We start from the raw sequence: 20,158 nt of genomic DNA on the forward strand, positions 1-20,158 counted from the left end.
TGATCTTTGTAGTTTCTCAGATTTTTGTGTACGTTATGATTAAAACGCTTGAGAAGATATCTATGACATTTAAAATCAGCAGTTTATGGCATGAACGCCATGATGACGAACATAAAATCCGCCGAGATGATCACCGTACACCTTATCAACGCGATCGAGCTAGAATACTTCACTCGGCAGCGTTTAGACGTTTGCAATCCAAAACACAAGTACATGGTAACAGCTTTGATGATTTTCATCGCACACGGCTTACTCACTCATTAGAAGCGGCTCAACTTGGTACTGGTATTGTCGCCCAAATCAAGAAAAAACAGCCCAAATTTCGCGATCTTTTACCAAGCGACAGCTTAATTGACTCACTTTGCCTTGCTCATGATATCGGCCATCCTCCCTATGGTCATGGTGGTGAGATCGCTTTGAACTATATGATGAGAGGTCATGGCGGGTTTGAAGGTAATGCCCAGACCTTTCGTATCGTAACCAAGCTAGAACCCTACACTGAACACTTTGGGATGAATTTAACTCGCCGAACATTGCTGGGCTTACTCAAGTATCCGGCTTTACTTAGCGATACTTGTTCAAACTACACCCCAGAGAGTGTTTTACATCAAAGGCAGCTGAAAGCCAAACATTGGACCCCGGCAAAGGGGCTATATGACTGTGATCAAGCGCTATTTGAATGGGTATTGGACCCGTTAAATAAATCAGACAAACAGCTTTTGATGCAAACATTCAGTGATCCAACCAAGAAACAACAGCACAAACATACCCGATTTAAATCGGTTGACTGCTCGATCATGGAACTTGCGGATGATATTGCCTATGGCGTGCATGATTTAGAAGATGCGATCGTCCTTGGGAAAGTGACGCAACATCAGTGGGTAGAAGGCGCTCAAACTGCCCTCTCTAAATGTGGTGAACCTTGGTTTGAACAACATATTGAGTCCATTACCAATATGTTGTTCTCAGGCACTCATTATCAAAGAAAAGATGTTATTGGAGGTATGGTTAATGCGCTATTGACCAGTATTTCAATTCAGCAAGTCGACGAATCTTTTACCAGTGATTTATTGGCCTTTAACGCTTACCTAAAGCCAGAAATGGCTGAAGCTTTACAAATACTTAAGTGCTTTGTCAGCGACTATGTTATTCAAGTTCCACAAGTGCAAGTCGCAGAATATAAGGGACAGCAAATTATCATGGATATTTTTGAAGCGCTTAGTGCCGATCCTGAAAGACTGCTTCCAATCACAGTTCGCCATGAGTGGCAAAAATCACAATGCATTAATCACAGCTACCGAGTTATAAGCGACTACATTTCGTCGATGACCGATGGCCATGCTCAAAGGCTCCACCAGCAGCTATTTTCATCCTATTGAGCGGCTGAAAAATTCATCCAATATACAGCGCATATGGTATTTTTCATTGTCACTAGTAAAGCTCGCTTCGATGGCATTTTTTGTAAACTGGACGAGCTCTTTCTCTGTCAAGCTGTGACTTTGTGCAACCGCAAGAAAATTGTCAGTCATATAGCCACCAAAATAGGCAGGGTCGTCCGAGTTAAGCGTGACACAAAGATTTTGTCTAAGTAAATCAACCACATTGTGCGACTCCATTTTATCAAACACTTTCAATTTAACATTGGATAATGGGCACACAGTTAAAGGCATCCGAGATTGAGCCAGTAACTCAACTAGGTGGCTATCATCAGAGCAGCGAACACCGTGATCAATACGTGACACTTGAAGTAACTCAATACTATTGTATATGTTATCTACTGGGCCTTCTTCTCCTGCATGAGCCACAGTTAAAAAGCCCTCCTCCCTTGCTTTGGCAAACACTTGGACAAATTTTTCTGGCGGATGACCAACTTCAGAAGAATCAAGACCCACAGCCGCGATCTTATCTTTATGTGCCATCGCCTGCTCTAAAGTTAGAAAGGCACTCTTTTGATCCAAATGACGCAAAAAACACATAATAATACGACTGCTAATCCCTATTTTTTCTTTTCCGTCTTCAAGGGCACGAGAGATACCATTAATCACGGTATCAAAGGATATGCCCCGCTCAGTGTGAGTCTGCGGGTCGAAAAAAATCTCAGTATGAACAACATTATCTTGCTGGCAGCGACACAAATATGCCCACGTCAAGTCATAAAAATCCTGTTCATGAACGAGTACATTTGCACCTTGATAATAGATATCCAAAAATGATTGAAGATCGGTAAATTGGTAAGCCGCTTTCACCTCTTGAGGCGTGTTAAAGGAAAGAGGAATTTGATTACGTTTGGCCAATTGAAACATCATTTCAGGTTCTAGAGAACCTTCAATATGCATGTGTAACTCCACCTTAGGCAGCTGACGAATAAATGCTCTTTGGTCCATGCGTTATCTCCTTTTTACTGTAGCGCCGCTCTGTCCTAAAACGTAACACCTAACCCTTTACACTTAGATTGTAAGCACCACAGCTGGCAATTAGGCAAATGGATTCGGCAAATGATCGTTATCTATTGGGGTAGTCCGTACTAAACCAACTCAAAGGACGCTGATATTGCCATATGAACTATTAATAAACTTAGCAGAATATGCATCGATATTTATATAGATAAGATCATTGCCTTGTAAATCTATAAGATGTAAGACTGGAGAAAGTGACGGGCTCTGGAAGAACGTCATAAGTGATAGCTTACGATTTAAAAGGCAAAAACTGCAGTGCAAGCAAAATTTATAATCCTAACAGCTATGAGTAATTTTTTTCAAATGTACCCGGTGGCATATTTTTAATTTGAAAATCAATCATATGATTAAAGGTATCGAGTAGCGATGAGAAATTACGTTCCGGTTCAAGGAGCGACAACACGTGATAACCAGCTTCTACTGTAGATAGACTATTATCGCTGGGAGCTTTGCGGATTCGATAATTGCCCTTAAGATTTTTAGGTAAGTGGACTATTGGCAAGCTTTTTAAATTTTTTGATAGCTTCCAGATTTTATACGCCTTTTTCCAAGTACCATCAAGAAGAAGAATACGTACTTTTTTTTGATTATGAAGAGTCTCTTTAACCAGAGTCAAACTGAAAGATTCATCGCTAGGATACAAAATAAAGTGCCGATATGCATCGTCAGAAAGTAGATGATTAAGTTTCTCATGTTGAGTAAAGTCTTCACCTTGAAACAAATAACACCCTGTCAGTGATAACTGCAGAATTTTTGCCGTCCCCATAGGCTTCTTCGCTTCGGTGGGATGTTGTAGAATGATCAGTTCCACATTGGACGATAGGCTTCGTATCCATTGACAGATACAAGCTTTGGTTGATTTACCACATTTAAAACAATACCGAGACATAAAGTGCGTTTATTTCTTCTACTGGTTATGATTAGCTTAATTTGCTTGAGCGTGCAACTTGAGCCATTAGCGAGCCTAGCCTATTGGCAGCACCAGCTCATAGAGCAGGGACAATGGTGGCGGATCCTAACAGGAAATTTTACCCACACCAACTGGATTCATTTTGTCATGAACATTGTAGGACTTTGGATCATCACTTATTTGTTCAAGCCGAGCCCGAATTCACTTCTGTTCGTGCTATTGCTTGTCAGCTTATCTGTTGGCTTACTTAATTTAACCACTACCATGGGCAGCTATGTTGGCTTATCAGGAGCGCTGCACGGTATATTTGCTTACTATGCTCTTAGTGAGGCTCTATGTGGTAGAAAAAGTAGCTGGTTATTAGTTGTTGGGGTAGTGGTGAAAACAGGCTGGGAAATGACCATGGGGGCATCTCAATCCACAAGTGAGTTAATTAATGCAGCTGTAGCGGTGGAGTCACACTTTTTTGGCGTACTCACAGGTTTAATTTTGGCTCTTATTGCCAATAAAGCTCAATTACTTACAAGATTCAAATAGCGTCAATGATAATTTCTATTGATGTTGTGTTACAAAGGACTCACAATAGCGCCCTTTTGCAGCCGATAATGGTTGCCTGAGCAATGAGCTCAACGTATATAGAGAAATATTATGGGTTTTACCTCTTTAGGCCTTTCTGCTCCAATCCTTAAAGCCATAAGTGATCAAGGTTATGACAAACCATCACCAATTCAAGAGCAAGCAATCCCTGCTGTGTTAGCGGGTAAAGATGTTATGGCAGCTGCGCAGACTGGTACTGGCAAAACCGCAGGCTTTACCCTACCGATTCTTGAACTTCTCGACAATGGTTCAAGAGTTAAGCCCAATCATGTGAGAGCACTGGTATTGACACCGACACGTGAACTGGCCGCTCAAGTACAAGAAAACATATTCAAGTACAGCCGTTACCAGTGCCTGACCTCTCACGTGGTGTTTGGTGGCGTCAAAATCAACCCGCAAATGATGAAGCTGCGCAAAGGCACTGACATTCTTGTCGCAACCCCAGGCCGTCTACTCGATTTATATCAGCAAAATGCCATTCAGTTTTCACAGCTGGAAGTACTCGTATTAGACGAAGCTGACCGCATGCTAGATATGGGATTTATTCGTGATATTCGCAAGATACTGGCATTGCTACCACAAAAACGTCAAAACCTTCTTTTCTCTGCAACCTTTTCTGATGACATTCGCACGCTTGCCAAAGGGCTGGTCAACAATCCAGTAGAAATTTCTGTTACACCGGCAAACTCGACGGCCACAACAATTGAACAGTCTATTTATCCAACAGACAAACGCAAAAAGGCGCCAATGTTGTGTAAATTAATCCAAGAAGGCGACTGGAAACAAGTCTTGGTTTTCTGTCGAACAAAACATGGCGCCAACCGCTTATCTTATTACCTCAATAGCCAAGGTATTACTGCAGCCCCTATTCATGGTAATAAAAGTCAAAACGCTCGCACCAAAGCATTAGCAGAGTTTAAATCTGGTGACGTGCGCGTATTAGTCGCAACCGATATCGCTGCACGCGGTATTGATATCCCCCAGCTACCCCAAGTCGTTAACTTCGAACTGCCTCATGTTGCCGAAGATTACGTACACAGAATTGGCCGTACGGGACGTGCCGGAGAAGTTGGGAAAGCTATTTCCCTAGTAGAAGCAGAAGAAGTCAGTGAATTATTTGCTATAGAAAGACTTATTCAACAAGTATTGCCTCGTTACGAACTAGAAGGCTTTAAACCTGTTAATGAACTTCCTCAATCTAAGTTGGATACTCGACCAATCAAACCTAAAAAACCTAAAAAACCTAAAAAACCTAAAATCGATCATATTGATGGTCAGCGTTCTGGTAATAATGCTCGTGGTCACAAACCTGCTGGAAAAAATAAGCGTCATTTTGCTCGTAACACACCACAATGCCGAAACAGCAAAGGTAGTGCAAATGGCTAATAGCTGCTCTCCTTGTTCAAACTAGGTATACAGTAAAACCCTTGAGAATATACCGAGGGTTTTATACTTTATGTTAGAAACATCGTATTAATGCTTTGATTCAGAAAATCTTTATTTAATTAAACCTAATTGGCAACTTCATGCAAATTCTAATGAAGATTTTCCATGAATTGGTACGAAAAACTATGATGATAGCTGAGGATGTTTTAAAAACTCCAAAAACCCATAAGCAAAACAAATCGATAAAACCAATGAATTCACCATAAAAATAACGCCCTATATTATACAACTCGTTATGATGGTAAACATTTAAATCACCAATGATATTCTAGTTCTAGCAAGCCATAATTAACTCAAATCTCTTCATTAAAGTTAACTTCCAAATACTTTTACAACCTAGAAGTTCACCAAATGAGGTAATGAAAAGTTATTACCTATATTTCATAAATAGTCTCGTGAATATTTTACGGCCAATAAACATACTGAGCATAACGTGTAAGTGCTATATGGTAGACTTAAAATGCAACCTAGTTTTCAAACTCAAAAAACAGCTGGCGCTGATAATATTCACAGTACCGATAAATCAAGCAGCAGCAACTCTCTAGATGTATCTTCTGTAAGGTCGGTTTCTGAAAAAGACATTCATAACTTAATTGAAAAGATTATCTCTTTGAACTTGAGCTCCTCTATAGACAGGAATAATGTAGAAAAGCTGACACTCAATCTTGATAGCTACCTTAACGAGCAAGACAAAAGTCAGCGACAGGTTGCATCTGAACCCTCAAAAGAAGCTAAAAGCTCGCCACCAACAGCTCCGCCGCCGCCAAGTAAATCAGATAATACTAACGTGGCCATCCAAGGTAGAGAGGCTCTACTCGCTGAAATAAGAGAAAAAGGGGCTACTGGCTTACGAAAAACAAACCTGACTGATAATACAGTGAAAGGGACACCGCCTCCTCCTCCTCCACCGCTACCAGCCAAATCAGCTAATACTAACGTGGCCACTCAGGGTAGAGAGGCCCTATTTGCTGAAATAAGAGAAAAAGGGGCTACTGGTTTAAGAAAAACAAACCTAACTGATAATACAGTGAAAGGGACACCGCCTCCTCCTCCACCGCTACCAGCCAAATCAGCTAATACTAACGTGGCCACTCAGGGTAGAGAGGCCCTATTTGCTGAAATAAGAGAAAAAGGGGCCACGGGTTTAAGAAAAACAAGTACGCAACCAGTTCAACGCTCGAACAGTAATGAAGACTCTAACATCAATAATCATAACCCTCTTATTGACGGCATGTCAGAAAAAGGAAAACAGTTGCTGTTTGAAAACCCAGACCAAATTCTAGACCAAGCCGATCAATTACCAGAGGCTGATAAAAAAGCCATTGCCGCATTTACGAGTAAGATGATTGTTCATGCCGCTAAACCCGATATTCTAGGTGAACTGAAAAAGCAGATAGGTCATCTACCAGCCAATGAAGTTACTGAAAAGCACATTAGTGATATGCCAAAATATTGCCAAGACTATTTCTCAGTGATAAGGCCTTATACCCATGATATCTATACTTCTGCTCCCTTTGGCAATGCCCTATGCAGGAAGGCTGAGAAGGAAAACTACCAAAAAATCAATGCTGGTAGTGAAATGAGTCACTTGAAAGGCAAAACACCACAGGGAGCTCAAAAAGGCCAGCAGCAAACTCAATGGCAAAATGTAGCAGAAGTGCTAGAAAAGCTTCAGATAAATAAGCGCCTAGAAGCAACATCATGGCATGAAAAAAGTGGAACAGTCGTTAGGACACCAAAAGAAAGCAGCTCTGTATTTGCTGAAGCTCAAGAAAAGGCATCTAAGAGCTTAGATAATGAAACACGTTCTGAATTGCTTAAAAATAACTATAAAAATCAAGTGACAGCGGCACTTAAAGAGGACCCAATATTCACTGGCTTATTCGCAAAAATAGACAAAGATGCAGCACAGAAACTTGAATCAGAATTTCGTGGGAGCATTGATAACCCTGACACGTTAGAAAAAAGCATTGGTGATTTTGTACTGAACAAGTTACAAACACAATGTAAAACGTTCACTTATGTAGGCCTAACTGCTGAAAATGAGTCACTTCGACAAAAAAATGAGTCACTTCAGCAAAGAATTGAGCGTCTAGAAGCACAACTTTCGGCTAAGCGCTAATTAGTATTAGTGTAGCAAGTTAGTTAATTAGTAAGCCCTCAACTAATGAGGGCTTTTTTAGTAGCGATTAGACATTACACTACCGGACGTTGGCCTCGATCGATAAGCTTTAGCAAAACATTATCGGCGGCTTCTCCCGCCAAACCCGCTAGCTTCGATGTAAGCTTTTTCTTCTCAACATAGCGAATGGACAATACCGTCTTATCTTTACAAGCCGCGACGACCAAATCATCAGAGGTGCAAACTTCGTCGACAAGACCCAATTGGTGTGCTCGAATACCGAACCAGTGCTCACCTGTTGCCACTTTCTCCAGTTCTAGAGATGGTCGACGTTCACGGATAAAGTCTTTAAACAAATCATGAGTGTCTTCTAGCTCTTGCTTAAATTTATCACGAGCTTTGTCTGTATTTTCACCAAACATGGTTAACGTGCGCTTATACTCTCCAGCGGTCAGTTGCTCATACTCAATATCATGCTTTTTCAATAGCTTATTGAAGTTTGGTAGTTGCGCTATCACTCCAATTGAACCCACTATGGCAAAGGGAGCTGAAACCAACTTGTCTGCTATACAAGCCATCATATAACCACCACTGGCGGCAACTTTATCAACCGCAATGGTCAACGGTAGTTTAGCAGCCTTAATACGGTCCAATTGAGAAGAGGCTAATCCATAACCATGTACCATACCGCCACCAGATTCTAAGCGCAGTAAGACTTCATCACCTTCTTTTGCAACAGAGAGAATGGCGGTGACTTCTTCGCGCAATGAGGAAACTTCTTTGGCATCAATGCTTCCTTTAAAATCAAGAACAAACAAATGAGGTTCCCTCTTACCTTCAAGATCCCCCTCTTTTGAAGCTTGCTTCACTTCCTTTTCTCTTGTTTTGAGCTTTTCCTTCTCTTGTTTCTTTTCCGCTTTATCACGTGCTTTAAGAAAGGCCGAATCATGTAAGTGATGTTCAAGCTGCTCAACCGTCTCTTTATGCTGTTCAGTCAAGTTCGTGATCTCTAATTCACCTTTGGCTGCACCACTTTTTCCACCAACGGCTTTAGCAACCACTAAAAGAGCAACTACCGCGACTACTACGGTCACAATCTTGGCCAAAAACAGCCCATAGTCCAACAAAAATTCCAATGTGATATCCCCTAATATGCGAATTAGTGTATTGTAACCACCATCTTACGTATTCATAAAGCAGAACGTAACAATTAAGGATATATGACGTGAATTATTCTGTTCCCTCTGATGCTTTAAAAGACAAAGTCATACTCGTCACAGGTGCCGGTGACGGTATCGGAAAACAAGCTGCACTGTCCTATGCTCAACATGGTGCCACTGTTATATTACTGGGTCGTACAGTGAAAAAGCTTGAGCAAACCTACGATGAAATTGAAGCTCAAGGCTTTCCCCAACCAGCCATCATACCTCTAGATATGAAAGGCGCATCTAAACAAAACTACCAAGATATGGCTGATACCATTGATAGTCAATTTGGTCGACTCGACGGTGTTTTGCATAACGCCAGTTTGCTAGGAGTGCTAAGTCCATTCGAGCAAATCAGTGAAGAAACGTATGATGATGTGATGCAAGTGAATGTCAAAGCTCAATTTTTAATGACTCAAGCCGTTCTGCCACTTCTGCATAAATCAGAGCAAGCCAGTCTCATTTTTACCTCTTCAACCGTGGGTCATTGCGGGCGCGCGTTTTGGGGAACATATTCGATGTCAAAATTTGCAACCGAGGGTATGATGCAAATCTTAGCCGATGAACTCAGCAATTCCCATATCCGGGTTAATGCCATTAACCCCGGCGGTACAAGGACGGGCATGCGTGCAAAAGCGTATCCAGCCGAAGATGCCGATTTGCTCAAAACACCTTTAGACATTATGCCTTTGTATCTCTATTTAATGTCGAATGAGAGTCAAAGTATCAACGGCCAATGTATTGACGCCCAGCCCAAAAAATAAATTTCCCGTTCATTCAACGCCTTGTTAACAAACAAGGCGTTTTTTTGTTCATTTACTTATCTTCTCTCTTGCCGATTAATAATTACAACATATACTGTATATATGTACAGGTATTTTATTATGTATGAATTAATCGAACATCTTAAGAAAAAACAATGGCTTTGGCTGGGAAGTACAGAGCTCCCCCCTCAGGGATACCATCCAACGGGGTTTAAGCTTTTGGATGACAGGCTAGATGGTGGCTTCCCACTCCATGGTCTTGTCGAGCTGCATAGCCAATCTAGCATAGGTGAGCTGCGTTTATTATGTCCTCATCTAAGAAGCAACCATGGAGGAAAATTGTCTGTATTCATCCAGCCTCCAGGACAACTTTCAGCACAATACTTAATTGCAGAAGGCATTGATCTAAACCATGTCCTACTGATCTACCCCGAAACCCACAAAGATGCTCTATGGGCCGCTGAACAATGTCTTAGAAGTGGTGCCTGTAGTAACGTACTCCTCTGGCATTGCAAGCTTGAAGTGCATCACGTTCGTCGCCTTCAAGTTGCCAGTGAAGCTGGCAACTGCTTATCCTTTTTATTTAAAGCACCCAGTAAGCTGTTTTCTCTTCCGGTCAGTTTGAGCATGACCCTCAAACCCCATATCCATGGACTGGAAATTACCATCAACAAACGTAAAGGGGGATGGCCACAATCGAGTTTTTTACTCGATATGAGCGTTTACTGGCCTGATCTTGCAGAAACAAAACCTCAGCCAGTTGTACTCCCTTTTCGACGAAGCAAACAAGGCTAACCATGCAATTGTGGCTTTACTTACACTTCCCAAAACTGCAACTCGACACCATGTATGCAGACAAGTCTCAACAGCCTTTGGTCGTTGTTGATGCCAAACGTTTTCAAATCATACAGTGTAGTGATGCAGCACAAAAACAAGGCATTAAAAATGGCATGGGCCTAGGAAGTGCGAGTACTCTTTGTCCATCACTACAGGTGTCCCCTTATGATGAAAGTGTCGAGCAACAAGCTCTGGCCGATATCGCACAGTGGCTTTATCTTGTCACCTCCGACCTAGCCTTATTTCCACCTCAAGGGCTTTTGCTGAAACTGACCGATATGCTAACGCTGTATGGGGGGCTTGAGTCTTACTGGAATAAGATTTCTCAACACTTACAATATCTCAACGTTCAGTTTCACTATGCCACTGGATTTTCGCCATTTTCAGCCATTCTCTTAACTAAGTTAGGCTCTAATCTGGTGACTGAAGAAAAAAAGCATATAGAGGACATGCTAAGGCATTGCCCTGTTTCCGCGGCTGAGCTCAATCAAAAGCAGATTGAAAAGTTAGCCCGAGTTGGGATTGTCGCATTGAATGATTTACTGAAACTACCCATTTCAGAAATTGCTAGGCGCTTCGATATTGAACTAGTCAACTATATTGGAAAGTTGACAGGCCAATTCAGACATCCGGTGGATTTTTACCGCCCACCAGAGAGATTCCAAAGTTACCTTGAGTTGCTGTTTGAGGTTGAAAATACGCAATGGCTTAACAAACCACTTAAAAAGCTTTTGGTCAAACTTGAACATTTTCTGTCATTACGTGGTCAAGTTGCTTATGAGCTTGAATTACGATTTCACCAACGTGATAACCAATCAGAAGCCATCATTTTAACTTCTGCATGTGGTGACTACTTAACAGCTAGGTGGGAAAAGCTGAGTCAACTGGCTATGGAATCCCTCATGCTTAGTCGTCCAGTTCAGGGGCTAACACTTAAAGTACTACGTAGCGGTGAATTTGATGCCAGTAGTCAAGATATTTTTTCTGGCTATATAGGCCATCAAACTGCTCTTGAGCTCATCACAACACTCCAAGCGAAACTAGGCAAGGCACAGATACATAAAATTGCTCCAACCGATGATCCCAGGCCAGAAAAATCAACTATCTTCTGTCATCTCGGAAAAACAATTCCACCACAGCCTCAATTAGCCGCACTAAGGCCCTCGCTAATACTCCCAACCCCCGAGGTATTAACTGATAAAGTTAGTCTGTTGCATGGCCCTGAACGTATTGCAACAGGCTGGTGGGATGGCGAAGCCATTACTCGTGATTATTTCATCGCTCGCAGTAAAGAAGGCCGCTGGTTATGGGTTTTTCGTGATCGGAAAATGCAGTGGTTCCTCCATGGTTTGTTCAGTTGAGAAGTCACTCATGAAATATGCCGAGTTATTTTGCCAAACTAACTTTTCGTTTCTTACTGGCGCTTCTCACGCAGAAGAGCTAATGCTACAAGCAGACTTTCTACGGTATCATTCTCTCGCTATCACGGATGAATGTTCTGTCGCTGGCGTAGTAAAAGCCTATAACGCCATCAAAACACACAAACTCAATATTAAACTCATCATTGGTAGCATGTTCTGGTTACACAATGACTGTCAGCTAGTCCTACTTTGTCCTAACCGTAAAGCCTATGCCGAGCTATGCCGAATTATCACTAACGCGAGAAAGCGTTGTAAAAAGGGGCATTACCAATTAGCCGAGTGGGATTTAATGTCTATACGTTATTGCCTAATTATCTGGCTACCTAATCCTGAACGCAGTAGTCAAAAATGGGGAGCTTGGTTGGCTCAGCACCACTCATCCAGAATGTGGCTAGGAGTTCAGCGTCACCTCGGCTCCAATGACAAACAATATATCACCCATTGCCAGCAATTAGCGCTAGCGTTAACACTGCCCATAACTGCCGTTGGCGGGGTTTTAATGCACACACCAAGTCGGCTCCCCTTGCAGCATGTCTTAACTGCAATTAAACACCAAAGCAGTGTTGAAAATACTTGCAGACATCTTTTGAACAACACAGAGCGCAGTCTGCGTACTAAAGACAAACTGGCCCGACTATTCAAACCACAATGGCTCAATGAAAGTGTGCATATCGCTAAGCAATGTAACTTCAGCTTATCAGAATTACAATATGAGTACCCAAGCGAGCTTGTTCCTGATGGTCAAAGTGCCATGAACCATCTGCGCAATTTGGTCGAAATAGGAAAGAAGCGGCGTTTTCCTAATGGTACCCCAGAAGATATCAATAACACCATCAACAAAGAGCTCCATCTTATTGAAAAGCTTAACTATCCATACTACTTTTTGACCATCCACGACATGGTTCAATTTGCTCAGAAACACAATATTCTCTACCAAGGAAGAGGATCAGCTGCCAATTCTGTTGTCTGTTATTGCCTTGAGATTACCGCGGTCGATCCAAGGCAGATCTCGGTCCTGTTTGAACGTTTTATCAGTGAAGAACGCGATGAGCCACCCGATATCGACGTCGATTTTGAGCATGAGCGCCGAGAAGAGGTCATTCAATATATCTATCAAAAGTATGGCCGTGAACGTGCTGCTCTGGCAGCAACAGTCATTACTTATCGTTTTAAAAGTGCGGTTCGAGATGTGGGTAAAGCGCTGGGTATCGAAGAGATTCAGCTCAATTATTTCATTAAAAATATTAATCGACGCGACCACGAGCTTGATTGGCAAGCACAAATTGTTGAACTCGGTTTAAAGCCTGAATCACTCAAAGGCAAGCAGTTTATCACCCTAGTCAATAGTATCCTTGGCTTCCCACGGCACCTTTCGCAACACGTTGGTGGTTTTGTTATTGCAGCAGGTCCTCTATATGAACTGGTCCCCATTGAAAATGCAGCCATGCCAGACAGAACCGTTATTCAATGGGATAAAGACGACCTAGAAAGCCTTAAGTTGATGAAGGTCGACGTGCTGGCACTGGGTATGCTTAGCGCCATTCAAAAATGCTTTAAACTGGTTAAACGCTTACATAACCAGTCATTAACCATTGCACATATTACCAACCTTCAAGACGATAAAGCCGTATACCATATGATTCAAAAAGCCGATACAATAGGCGTGTTTCAAATTGAATCTAGAGCACAGATGAGCATGCTGCCTAGACTCAAGCCTCAAACTTACTACGATTTAGTTATCCAAATAGCTATTGTTAGGCCAGGCCCCATTCAAGGTGACATGGTACACCCCTTTCTCAAACGACGCGACGGATTAGAATCGGTAACGTATCCTTCAGAGGAAGTCAGAGAAGTACTATCACGCACAATGGGTGTGCCAATTTTTCAAGAGCAGGTGATCAAGTTAGCCATGGTGGCCGCAGGCTTTAGCGGCGGAGAAGCAGATCAGCTACGCCGAGCTATGGCCTCTTGGAAGAAAAATGGCAAATTACTCAAGTTCCGCCAAAAATTAGTCCAAGGTATGCTCGAACGGGGCTATGAACAGGTATTTGCTGAGCGTCTATTTGAACAAATTCTTGGCTTTGGTGAATACGGCTTTCCAGAGAGCCATTCTGCTTCATTTGCTGTCTTAGCTTACTGCTCCGCATGGCTCAAGTATTACTATCCAGAGGCCTTTTACGTTTCTATCCTAAACAGCCTTCCTATGGGATTTTATAGCGCATCACAATTAATACAGGATGCAAAACGCCACAAGGTGATAGTTTTGCCCATTTGTATCAACCACTCTATCTACGAGCACCAAGTCGTTCAGTATAATGACAGATTGGCAATACGGCTCGGATTTTGTCAAATAAAAGGGTTTAGTAGCCAAAGCAGCAAATTACTTATAAAAGCTCGCGCTACAAAAATATTTCAGCACTTAAGAGAACTTAAAAATATCGGCTTAAGTAAGCAAGATTTAGAAAAGCTGGCATCAGCTAACGCTATGTCATCCATTGCGAGTGACCGATTCCAAACCCGCTGGAAAATAATGAATTCGTTATCAGATTTACCTTTATTTAAGGAGCTGCCAGAAAGTATAGAAAGCGCTCTGCCTTTACCATCTGACATGCAAACATTATTGGAAGACTATGCTTCTACAGGTCTATCACTGAGCCAACATCCGATAACACTTCTGCAACAGGCAAAAAAAATAGGGCGATTTACGCGAGCGAAAGATCTGCTCCATAAACCACATCGTTCTTTTGTGACTGTCGTCGGTGTGGTCACAGGAAAGCAAGCCCCCGGCACAGCAGCGGGTGTGACTTTTCTGACCTTAGAAGATGATACTGGCAACGTGAATGTCATTGTTTGGCAAGCAACCGCTAGAGCTCAGAAGCAAGCCTACCTAACCGCCAAGATCATGATGGTCAAAGGAACATTAGAAAGAGAAGGGCAAGTCACACATATCATTGCGGGTCAGCTTATTGATATGACAGAGAAACTTATTGGGCTGACAACACGTTCCCGTGATTTCCATTAGCCCACAAAGACTAACATTGGGCTAGTTTGACAATACATCTCGCAGCCTATCTTGGGCTACTTGAACCAACAGATCAGGTTGAAATTTGGAGATAAATCGGTCACAACCGACTTTTTTTACCATGGCATCATTAAAACTGCCACTAAGTGAAGTGTTCAATGTAACGTAAAGATCTTTAAGCTTGGGATCATTACGAATCTCATACGTAAGCTTATAACCGTCCATTTCGGGCATTTCTGCATCTGTGATCATCAATAGTAACTCGCGCGGCACATCTTTCCCCTCTTCAGTCCATTTCTTGAGAAGATTTAAGGCTTCAAGTCCATCACAACATTCCAAAATATTAAGCCCCAGTTGTGACAGACAGCCTCTAACCTGAGAACGAGCCGTGGAGGAATCATCAACAATAAGAACGTTTCGACCGACCATTTGAGAAGCAAGTTCTTCATCAAGTACACCTTCGGATATCGAAATATCATACTCAATAATTTCTGCCAAGACTTTTTCAACATCAATGATCTCAACGATAGCCTGCTCATTGTTTTCTTTGACATGAGTAATAGCGGTCAAATAATTAGCACGTCCTGCGGTCTTGGGTGGTGGCTGGATTTCAGCCCAAGTCGTGTTGATAATATTGCGAACTTGACCGACCAAAAAGCCCTGAATTGACCGATTGTATTCAGTGATAATCAGGTTATATTCGACCTCTTCATCTTGAAGTGGCGGAAAACCAATTGCACCGCGAAGATCAATGACAGGAACTGAAGTCCCACGCAAAGAGGCAACCCCTGTGATGTGGTGGTGACTACCAGGCATTTTGGTTAGTGGGGGTACTTTAATCACCTCACGAACTTTAAACACATTGATCGCGAAAATCTGCCGGCTGTTTAGACGAAATAGCAATAGCTCCAGCCGGTTTTCACCCACCAAATTGGTTCGCTGATCAACGCTATTTAAAACTCCAGACATACGACTTCTCAACAACAATGTAATATATCAAAAATAGACTAAAGCTGGCCTAAACCAAAATAAACCGATGCAACTTAAATGTTGCATATGCGAAAAAAATGGACAAATGCTAGTAATAACAAAAGCTAACCTTCAATAACTTTCATTAACAATAAACCATCATAAAGTGCTTGTTTAACCAAAGCCGCACCTGGCATAGTCGCCTGCTTGTAGAAACGAGATTCAACAACTTGTAATCCTCGCTGGTAGGCAGGCAAACTTTGCTCTCGAATACAAGTTTGGATCGCAGGATAGAGTATATTTTTTGCTTGATTGATCGCCCCACCTATTAAAACTTTCTCTGGGTTAAACAAATTCACCACAATGGATATCGCAGCCCCCAAATAACGACCAAGCTTTTCGATGACTTCAACCGCTAAAACATCACCATTAGCCGCTGCTTCACATATATCTTCCACAGAAACTTCTTCAATACTCGACAATACGGATGACTCACCTTTGGCCAAGCGCTCAGCCACCTCATCTCGGATAGCTTGCGAGCTAGCGACTGTCTCCAAGCATCCACGATTACCACAATGGCAGGGTTTACCATTGGGATCAATTTGAATATGGCCCAGCTCACCGATATTGCCATGTCGTCCTTGCAAAACACGGCCATCAACAATGATACCAGCACCTAAACCATGGTGAATAGAAATCAGCACCGAGTTTTCATTGTCTTGTGAATGACCAAATAATCTCTCCGCCAAAGCCCAAGCACGAGTGTCATTTGCAATAAAAACGGGTAACCCCGTCGCTTTAAATATCTCTGGGCCGAGTGCTAAGTTTTCAACATTATAATGAGGCATTTGCATAACAATGCCTTGCTCTGAGTTGACTAATCCGGGCAAAGTAAGAGCAATGCTAGTTACACGACCTAGTTGTTCTGAGTAGCTTTGGAAAAACTCTTCAATTTCATGTAGTAAACGGGCTAATACATCTTCTTGATCGATTTCATGAATATCAATTTTCGTATCGATAAGCACTTCACCGCCGAGTTCGTGAAGTGCAATTGTGAGATAGCCACGCCCAAGACGCATAGAGAGAAATTGCCAGTCCTGATTATTTACCTGTAACCCAATTGCTGGGCGTCCTCGACTCGTTGCTTCCTGAACCGTGGTTTCATGAATAAGATGCGCTTCTATCAATTCACGCGTTATCTTAGTGATGCTGGCTGGGGCAAGCTCACTCTCTTTAGATAAATCGATTCGAGAAATAGGACCTTTTTGATCAATGAGTTTATATACACGGCCAGCATTGACCCGCTTAATATGGTCAATATGACCTGGTTGAGCCATGTACATAGTATGCTCCGAATATCAACAACATCGCGATTTTTTTACTTTGCGAAGTAATTGTGAAGGACTTTAACAAATTGCCGTGACAGCCATCACGTATAAAGATGATTGTTTGAGCGTTTCATCAAATTGCTAAACAAATCCAACATTTGACACTATATTTTTTTGCATTAATAAATATGTGTATATTTAAACACCTCAATCACTCACAACTCAGTATTTTGCGTATACTCAAATAAGTTTTTTGGTTGAAAAGTCGTTTCACTCCAATTGTGATCAAGGAACATATCATGACCTGTATCCAAAGAAGAACAAAAATTGTCACCACATTAGGCCCATCGACAGACACGGAAGGCATGCTAGAAGCAATGATTAAAGCAGGCGCTAACGTCGTTAGAATGAACTTCTCCCATGGCTCTACCGAAGAACACATCCAAAGAGCAACCCAGATTCGTAATATCGCTGCTAAGTATGATACCCATGTTGCGATACTCGGTGATCTTCAAGGTCCCAAAATACGCGTGTCAACATTCAAGGATAACAAGATATATCTATCCGTGGGTGATACCTTTGTACTTGATAGCGATTTGCCTAAAGGCCAAGGGGATCAAAATTCCGTCGGGCTCGACTACAAAGAGCTACCACACGACGTATCAAACGGCGACTTATTGCTGCTCGATGATGGCCGGGTACAATTAGAAGTCACCAAGGTATCTGGAAATCAGGTCATTACAAAAGTCGTCGTAGGTGGTCCGCTGTCGAACAATAAAGGCATTAACAAAAAAGGCGGAGGTCTCTCTGCCGGCGCGTTAACCGAGAAGGACAAAGAAGACATTAAGACAGCGGCTAAAATAAAAGTCGACTATTTGGCCATCTCCTTTCCAAGAAATGGCGAAGATATGAAATATGCCAGACACCTTGCCCGTGACGCAGGGCTAGAAGCCAAACTAATCGCTAAGATTGAACGTGCTGAAACGGTCGAAAGCGTAGAGAATATGGATGATATTATCCTTGCTTCAGATGCGGTTATGGTTGCACGTGGAGATTTGGGCGTCGAAATTGGAGACCCTGAGCTAATTGGTGTGCAAAAACAATTGATTCGCAGAGCAAGAAGTCTCAATCGTGCGGTCATTACTGCAACACAAATGATGGAATCGATGATAGAAAACCCTATGCCTACTCGAGCTGAGGTCATGGATGTGGCAAATGCTGTGTTAGATGGAACCGATGCTGTAATGCTATCTGGTGAGACAGCCTCAGGAAAATACCCTCTAGAAACGGTCCGTTCAATGGCTGAAGTCTGCTTAGGTGCAGAGAAAATGTCCGCGATAAACCGCTCGACATACAGAATGAACTCTGTATTTAAAACATGCGAAGAAACCATCGCTATGACAACTATGTTCGCAGCCAATCATCTAGAAGGGGTGAAAGGCATCATCACACTGACAGAATCCGGCCGAACAGCCCTTATGATGTCAAGACTCAGTTCAGGGTTACCTATTTTTGCCTTATCGCGTAACGAAAGTACGTTAAATCAATCGGCCCTGTATCGTGGAGTAACCCCTATTTACTTTGACTCAAAAAGTGATTCCGGTTTATCCATTACCAAAGATGCAATTCAATGCTTGAAAAAGAAAGGATTGCTTCATGATGGCGATCTCGTCATCATTACACTCGGCGATACGATGGATGTGATAGGTTCGACCAATTGTATGCGCGTGCTCTCTGCTTGATACTATCAAAAAGCGAGACCACGGATTTAGGGCGTGACTTTAGTGCATACTGAAGAAAACATTTCGACAAATCGGAAGCCTGCATCAAGGCCCATCTGATAGTCATGTAATAGCGCGCCCTTTTCACTCATTAAGGAATTCGATAGAAGTGGTTTTTCTGGTTTAATCTGAACAATAAAACAGTCATCGGGAGGATTATGAAGAAAGTCTTGGGTGAGGGAATACGTTTGGTAGTGCACCATCAACATGTCTGCTAATCCCGAATCAAACTTTTCTCCGAGTAGATAACTTAAACGATAAATATCCTCGGCCCCAAATAACCATCGCCCGCCATTGAGTGCTTCAAGTTTAATATGTTTTAGTTTATCTTCCTTAGAGCGCTGTAATTGCTCAGTAAAAAAGCTTGCCCAATCATCTTTCCAACTTGCCAACTTCTGTTGCCACCGCTCTTGGATAAGATTGAAAGAACCTCTATACCATTGCACATTATCATCTCGCATCTCTTCTTCTACCTCAGTTTCCAAATCTTCCCCTTCTGTTCTTATGACAATGATACACCTCGCTTCTTTTCGCCAAGCTTCCTGCACGGGAATAGATGCCGAAACACCGCCATCAACGTAAACACCATGGTCAAACTCAACAGCTTGGTTATAAAGCCTTGGAATTGCACATGTTGCGATCATGACTTTTCTCCAGTCTTCCTGCAACATAGGCAAATAGTGATCAAATAGCCGACTAGTATCAGTAACCGCTGCAAAAGCTTTCCTGTTGCCTAATACTTTTCTCCCCATATCCACATCCAACTTATATGGGTAATCGCTTATTTTATCAACAGCCCAATCTATACCAAGGTACTGCTTACGCCTGATATACCGAAACAAATTGAAAAACATAGGATCTGTCGTGAGTTCCAAAATAAAAGCACGCCCTATCCCTCTCTGGCGACAAAGAAAACCACACAAATTCAGGGCACCAGCGGAAGTACCGTAAAAGACATCGAAAGGATCAAAATTGGATAGAAGAAAGGCGTCGAGAACGCCAGAGGTGAATATGCCTCTCTGACCGCCACCTTGGGCTACGAGCGCATTTTTCCCCCCCGTATATTTTGCAAGACGATGAGTATCAAGATCGATAGCCGCACCAGTAACGACACCGCTGTTGCCCATAGAGCTTACCTAAACGGACGTAATGGCGATCAAACCGAAACTGATAAGTACTGTGAAGACGATTACCGTAATAGCTATCGCATACTTTAACTCAAGCTCCATAAACACCTCCAATGTTATGTAACAAAGTAATAACACCCTTGTGAGGTATCTTCAAATATTTCCTTTTTTTT

Annotated in this window: 16 protein-coding genes; 9 read left to right on the forward strand and 7 right to left on the reverse strand. The window is 42.3% G+C overall.

Features of this window, described 5'->3' with window-relative positions:
• Nucleotides 1–62: 62 nt before the first annotated feature.
• Nucleotides 63–1,379 carry an anti-phage deoxyguanosine triphosphatase gene (locus QQK21_RS08875; RefSeq protein ID WP_284191837.1) on the forward strand — a complete coding sequence of 439 codons (1,317 nt, stop codon included), beginning with the start codon at nucleotides 63–65 and terminating at the stop codon, nucleotides 1,377–1,379.
• On the opposite strand, the gene QQK21_RS08880 is transcribed toward QQK21_RS08875, so the two are convergent.
• Both QQK21_RS08880 and QQK21_RS08885 read right to left on the reverse strand, forming a co-directional pair.
• Nucleotides 1,368–2,384, reverse strand: a complete 1,017-nt coding sequence (locus tag QQK21_RS08880) for an adenosine deaminase (protein ID WP_284191838.1) — start codon at nucleotides 2,382–2,384, stop codon at nucleotides 1,368–1,370. The genes QQK21_RS08875 and QQK21_RS08880 overlap by 12 nt on opposite strands.
• 355 nt (nucleotides 2,385–2,739) lie before the next feature.
• Nucleotides 2,740–3,345, reverse strand: a complete 606-nt coding sequence (locus QQK21_RS08885) for a tRNA-uridine aminocarboxypropyltransferase (protein WP_284191839.1) — start codon at nucleotides 3,343–3,345, stop codon at nucleotides 2,740–2,742.
• Between the two features lie 3 nt (nucleotides 3,346–3,348).
• Between QQK21_RS08885 and rrtA the strand changes: the two genes are divergently transcribed.
• The 3 genes from rrtA (at nucleotide 3,349) to QQK21_RS08900 (ending at nucleotide 7,531) form a co-directional block, all read left to right on the forward strand.
• Nucleotides 3,349–3,903 carry a rhombosortase gene (gene rrtA / locus QQK21_RS08890; protein ID WP_284191840.1) on the forward strand — a complete coding sequence of 185 codons (555 nt, stop codon included), beginning with the start codon at nucleotides 3,349–3,351 and terminating at the stop codon, nucleotides 3,901–3,903.
• Between the two features lie 111 nt (nucleotides 3,904–4,014).
• Nucleotides 4,015–5,349 carry a DEAD/DEAH box helicase gene (locus QQK21_RS08895; protein WP_284191841.1) on the forward strand — a complete coding sequence of 445 codons (1,335 nt, stop codon included), beginning with the start codon at nucleotides 4,015–4,017 and terminating at the stop codon, nucleotides 5,347–5,349.
• 520 nt (nucleotides 5,350–5,869) lie between these two features.
• Nucleotides 5,870–7,531, forward strand: coding sequence for a hypothetical protein (locus QQK21_RS08900; protein ID WP_284191842.1), 1,662 nt, complete (start codon nucleotides 5,870–5,872; stop codon nucleotides 7,529–7,531).
• Nucleotides 7,532–7,605: 74 nt separating this feature from the next.
• Here the strand turns inward: QQK21_RS08900 and sohB are convergent, their stop codons facing one another.
• A complete protein-coding gene (sohB, locus tag QQK21_RS08905; protein ID WP_284191843.1) occupies nucleotides 7,606–8,667 on the reverse strand; it encodes a protease SohB in 1,062 nt (353 codons plus the stop codon).
• Nucleotides 8,668–8,756: 89 nt separating this feature from the next.
• Here sohB and QQK21_RS08910 point away from each other — a divergent pair, with 89 nt between their 5' ends.
• The 4 genes from QQK21_RS08910 (at nucleotide 8,757) to QQK21_RS08925 (ending at nucleotide 14,780) form a co-directional block, all read left to right on the forward strand.
• The gene (locus QQK21_RS08910) at nucleotides 8,757–9,500 is read left to right on the forward strand and encodes a YciK family oxidoreductase (RefSeq protein ID WP_284191844.1); all 744 of its coding nucleotides are present in this window, start codon (nucleotides 8,757–8,759) and stop codon (nucleotides 9,498–9,500) included.
• A gap of 120 nt (nucleotides 9,501–9,620) precedes the next feature.
• A complete protein-coding gene (gene imuA / locus QQK21_RS08915; RefSeq protein WP_284191845.1) occupies nucleotides 9,621–10,295 on the forward strand; it encodes a translesion DNA synthesis-associated protein ImuA in 675 nt (224 codons plus the stop codon).
• A 2-nt stretch (nucleotides 10,296–10,297) separates the two neighbouring features.
• On the forward strand, nucleotides 10,298–11,698 hold the full coding sequence (locus tag QQK21_RS08920; protein ID WP_284191846.1) for a Y-family DNA polymerase: 1,401 nt from the start codon (nucleotides 10,298–10,300) through the stop codon (nucleotides 11,696–11,698).
• Between the two features lie 10 nt (nucleotides 11,699–11,708).
• Nucleotides 11,709–14,780, forward strand: coding sequence for an error-prone DNA polymerase (locus QQK21_RS08925; RefSeq protein WP_284191847.1), 3,072 nt, complete (start codon nucleotides 11,709–11,711; stop codon nucleotides 14,778–14,780).
• A gap of 21 nt (nucleotides 14,781–14,801) precedes the next feature.
• Here QQK21_RS08925 and QQK21_RS08930 read toward each other — a convergent pair whose 3' ends face one another.
• Complete coding sequence (locus QQK21_RS08930) at nucleotides 14,802–15,749, reverse strand: chemotaxis protein CheV (protein WP_284191848.1); 948 nt, start codon at nucleotides 15,747–15,749, stop codon at nucleotides 14,802–14,804.
• 125 nt (nucleotides 15,750–15,874) lie between these two features.
• Entirely contained in the window at nucleotides 15,875–17,092 is a 1,218-nt protein-coding gene (gene mlc, locus QQK21_RS08935; RefSeq protein ID WP_284191849.1) for a sugar metabolism global transcriptional regulator Mlc, read from the reverse strand.
• A gap of 284 nt (nucleotides 17,093–17,376) precedes the next feature.
• Here mlc and pyk point away from each other — a divergent pair, with 284 nt between their 5' ends.
• Nucleotides 17,377–18,819, forward strand: a complete 1,443-nt coding sequence (gene pyk / locus QQK21_RS08940) for a pyruvate kinase (RefSeq protein WP_284191850.1) — start codon at nucleotides 17,377–17,379, stop codon at nucleotides 18,817–18,819.
• Nucleotides 18,820–18,845: 26 nt separating this feature from the next.
• Here pyk and QQK21_RS08945 read toward each other — a convergent pair whose 3' ends face one another.
• Both QQK21_RS08945 and cydH read right to left on the reverse strand, forming a co-directional pair.
• Nucleotides 18,846–19,985 carry a patatin-like phospholipase family protein gene (locus QQK21_RS08945; protein ID WP_284191851.1) on the reverse strand — a complete coding sequence of 380 codons (1,140 nt, stop codon included), beginning with the start codon at nucleotides 19,983–19,985 and terminating at the stop codon, nucleotides 18,846–18,848.
• A gap of 9 nt (nucleotides 19,986–19,994) precedes the next feature.
• Nucleotides 19,995–20,087 (reverse strand): cytochrome bd-I oxidase subunit CydH, encoded by a 93-nt coding sequence (gene cydH, locus QQK21_RS22305; RefSeq protein ID WP_431313106.1) that lies wholly within the window; start codon nucleotides 20,085–20,087, stop codon nucleotides 19,995–19,997.
• Between the last annotated feature and the right edge of the window lie 71 nt (nucleotides 20,088–20,158).

The organism is Vibrio zhanjiangensis, from assembly GCF_030161235.1.
GTDB lineage: Bacteria > Pseudomonadota > Gammaproteobacteria > Enterobacterales > Vibrionaceae > Vibrio > Vibrio zhanjiangensis.